This window comes from Bartonella sp. ML69XJBT (assembly GCF_028618515.1).
Lineage (GTDB): Bacteria > Pseudomonadota > Alphaproteobacteria > Rhizobiales > Rhizobiaceae > Bartonella.
In genome coordinates, this window is the sequence record NZ_JAQITB010000057.1 from 2,022 (window position 1) to 6,211 (window position 4,190).

At 36.1% G+C, this 4,190-nt stretch carries 1 protein-coding gene; it reads left to right on the top strand.

What is annotated here, in order from left to right; translation table 11 throughout:
- Positions 1–4,144: type ISP restriction/modification enzyme (locus tag PVV68_RS09435; RefSeq protein WP_273782955.1), on the top strand; the 4,144-nt coding region annotated here is incomplete at its 5' end.
- Positions 4,145–4,190: the final 46 nt, after the last annotated feature.

Consider the following 4,190-nt stretch of genomic DNA (forward strand, 5'->3'; position numbering starts at 1 on the left):
AGAAACATCAGACCTTGTTCTCCCTGCTACAACAGATGCAAAAGCCCTTGCCAAAGAAGCTTGTGAAAACCTAGCAGATGCAATGACGGTCATCTTTTCAACCTATCATTCTATCCAAGTGATTTCGGATGCACAAAATACCCATGGGTTACCTGAATTTGATCTGATCATTTGTGATGAAGCTCATAGAACAACTGGTGTTGTATTGGGAACAGAAAAGCATGAATCTGAATTTATCAAAGTTCATGACAATAGCATTATTCGAGGCAAAAAACGCCTCTACATGACAGCAACCCCAAAGATCTTTAGTGACAAGCTGAAAAGGAATGCTTTCTTATCCAATAACGTTTTGGTGTCCATGGATAATGAAAAACTCTATGGCAAACAACTTTACACTTACAACTTTTCACGTGCTTTAGAGGATAAGCTGTTATCACCTTGTAAAGTTATCATATTAGTTGTCAATGAAGAAGAAGTAAGCAAATCCATTCAACATCTTATTACCGATAAGGATTATGAACTTATTCTTGACGATAGGACCAAGATTAATGGCTGTTATAGAGCCCTTACCAAAATGGATCTGAAACTTGATCTTGAAGATGACCCTAAGCCCATGCGTAGAGCTTTAGCTTTTTGCAAAGATATTGAGACTTCTAAACGCATATGCAAAAGATTCAAAAAAGAAAAAGTGCAAGAATCTTTACGCGCTCTTCATAAAAACTATAAAGATACTCCCCCTCTTAACTGTAGCCTTGCCCATATTGATGGAACCTTTAGTGCTAAAGAGCGTACAAAACAACTTGACTGGTTAAAGGAAGATGCGGGGGAAAATACTTGTCGTGTACTTACCAATGTACGCTGTCTTTCTGAAGGTGTTGATGTTCCTGCTCTTGATGCCGTTCTATTTTTACACCCGCGTAAAAGTCAAATTGAAATTATTCAAGCGATAGGACGCGTCATGCGTCGAGCAGAGGGTAAAAAAAGAGGCTATATCATTCTACCCATTGGGATACCCGCTGATATTCCGCCGGAAATAGCCTTAGAAAACAACAAAAAGTATAATGTCATTTGGCAAGTTCTCAATGCTTTACGTGCCCATGATGATAACTTTAATAAAATAATTCATCATATGCACAAAAAACAAGACGTAAGCCATGCTCTTGAAATTGTTGCTGCTTCTCAAGAACTTGCGTTAGAAGATACGACCACGGTTATTGATGATTTACCTATACGCTCAAAATTAGAATATTCAGGACTTAATATTGGGTTAGCAACTTATGAATCCTCTCACACATGTGAAGAACAAGGAGAACTCCCCCTTTTTTCTAAATGTAAAGATGTCATTAAAACTGCTATTGTTAATAGATTTTACGACCCTAGCTATTGGAAAAAATGGGCAATAAATGTTGGGGATCTTGCTCAAACTCATATCACACGCTTAACTGAAGTTTTGACGAAATCAGAAACTGAAACACGGCGGGTGTTTAATGATTTTATGACCGAATTGCGTAGCAATTTAAATACAACTATCTCCGAACAAAATGCGATTGAAATGCTTGCGCAACATCTTGTGACGCGTCCAGTCTTTAATGCTTTATTTGAGGGGCATCAGTTTGTTCAAGAAAATCCCGTATCTTGTGCTTTACAACGTGTACTCAATGCCCTTGATAACTTTACTCTTAAAGAAGAATCTCAAGATCTCAAAAATATTTCTAGGAGTGTGCAATTTTACACGCGTGGAATTACCAATCTTGAATCACAACAAAGCTTAATTGTAGAACTTTATAATGAATTTTTTCGTTATGCTTTTCCACGTACAGTAGAAAAATTAGGAATTGTTTATACCCCCATTGAGGTTGTTGATTTTATCATTCATTCTGTTGATGATGTCTTGCGCAATGAATTTGGAAAAAGCTTAGGATCACGTGGTGTTTCTATTCTTGACCCTTTTACGGGTACTGGTACCTTTATCACACGGTTGTTACAATCTAAACTGATAAAACCAGAAGATATGGAATATAAATACCGTTACGATATTCATGCTAATGAGATTGTCTTGCTCGCTTATTACATCGCAGCCATTAATATCGAAGCAACCTATCATGGTCTTATGAAAGGGAATTATATCCCATTTAAGCATATTGGTTTAACCGATACATTCCAAATGCTTGAAAGAAAAGATTTGTTGCAAGAACTATTTAAAGAAAACAGTGAATATTTAGAGCATCAGAAAAATCTGGATATCAAGGTTATCTTGGGGAACCCTCCTTATTCAACAGGGCAAAAAAGTGCCAATGACAATGCAAAAAATACTCCTTATCCACTATTAGATAATCGTATCAGTGAAACTTATGCTGCTCAATCTGAATCAATGAATATGCAAGCACTTTATGATAGTTATATTCGTGCTATTCGCTGGGCAAGCGACCGTATAAAAGACTGTGGAGTTATTGGTTTTGTCACAAATGCAGGGTTTATTAATGCATGTTCTTTAAATGGCTTACGCAAATGCCTCGTTGAGGAGTTTTCGAGCCTTTATATTTTCCATTTGCGGGGAAATGCTCGGACTTCTGGAGAACAACGTAAGAAAGAAAGTGGTGGAATTTTTGGAGAAGGTTCTAGAGCCCCTATAGCTATCTCTATTCTTGTAAAAAATCCAGAATCTCAACGACGTGGTAAAATATATTTCCGTGATATTGGAGATTATCTCTCAAGAGAAGAAAAACTTACAATAATTGAATCCCTTGGTAGTATTGATGGCATTACACGAAGTAAACAAGGCTGGAAAATAATTACACCAGATAAGCATAATGATTGGCTTGATCAACGTGATGACAGTTTTAAAGAATTTTTAGCCATGGGTGATAAAAAAGGATATGGTAAAAAGCTCTTTTCTACTTATTCTTGTGGTCTAAAAACCAATCGTGATGCTTGGGCATATAACTCAAGCCGTGAAGTTTTAACAAAAAATATAAATAATATGATTGCCTTCTATAATAGCGAGGTAGAACGTTTTAATAATAGCTATCCACATACTGACCGTAGAACACTTACAAAAGTTGTAGATAATTTTGTCAATGCGGATGAAACGAAAATCAGTTGGAGTCTTAATCTTAAAAAACATTTAACTAAAGGAAAGATTTTTGAGTTTGAAAATGTATGCCTTGCTCAAAGTTTCTACCGTCCTTTTACACAACAATGGCTCTATTATAATCGTGCTTTTAATGAAATGGTTGCCCAAATTCCATGTATATTTCCTATAGGTGAAGTGATTGAAAATAAAGTGATACAAATTACAGGTACCGGAGCAATGAAGGAGTTTTCTGCCTTGATGACTAAGACTGTGCCTGATTTTCATGCAATGGATACTAGTCAATGCTTTCCACGCTATATTTACGAAGATACTGCGATTTCAAAAAGTAAAAATGAGGAACAATCCTATTTATTTGCAAATGCTACAGAAGAAAGAAAAACAGCTGGTTTACAGAGACGTGATGCCATTACGGATGAAGGGCTAGCACATTTTAAAACTGCTTATCCGAATGAAACAATCACTAAAGATGATTTATTCTATTATGTTTACGGTCTTTTACATTCAGAAGATTATCGCAGTCGCTATGCTGATAACTTATACAAAGAGTTGCCTCGTATCCCTTGCGTAAAGAGTGCTGAAGATTTTTGGAAATTTGTGACAGCAGGGCGTGAACTGGGTCATTTGCACGTAAATTATGAAGATGTGGAACCTTATCCAGTCACATTTAAAACAGGCAATCCAAAACAAACTGATATTTCTAATCCTGAGGAATTCTATTATGTTACAGAAATGAGATTTGCTGGAAATAGTAAGAAGAAGGATAAATCTACTGTTTTTTACAATAACAATATCACAATAACAAACATTCCTCTTGAAGCTTATGAGTATATCGTCAATGGCAAGCCTGCTCTTGAATGGGTTATGGGACGTCAATGTGTGAAAACTGATAAAAAGAGCGGCATTGTGAATGATGCCAATCGCTATGCTGTTGAAACCGTTGGCAACCCTGCTTATCCATTAGAATTGTTTCAAAGGGTTATTACCGTAAGTTTAGAGACAATGAAGATTGTTAAGAACCTACCAAAATTAGAAATTAAAGAAACTGAATAAGCTTATAAGACCTTATAACTCATAAGGGGTATAGAATATAGCTATA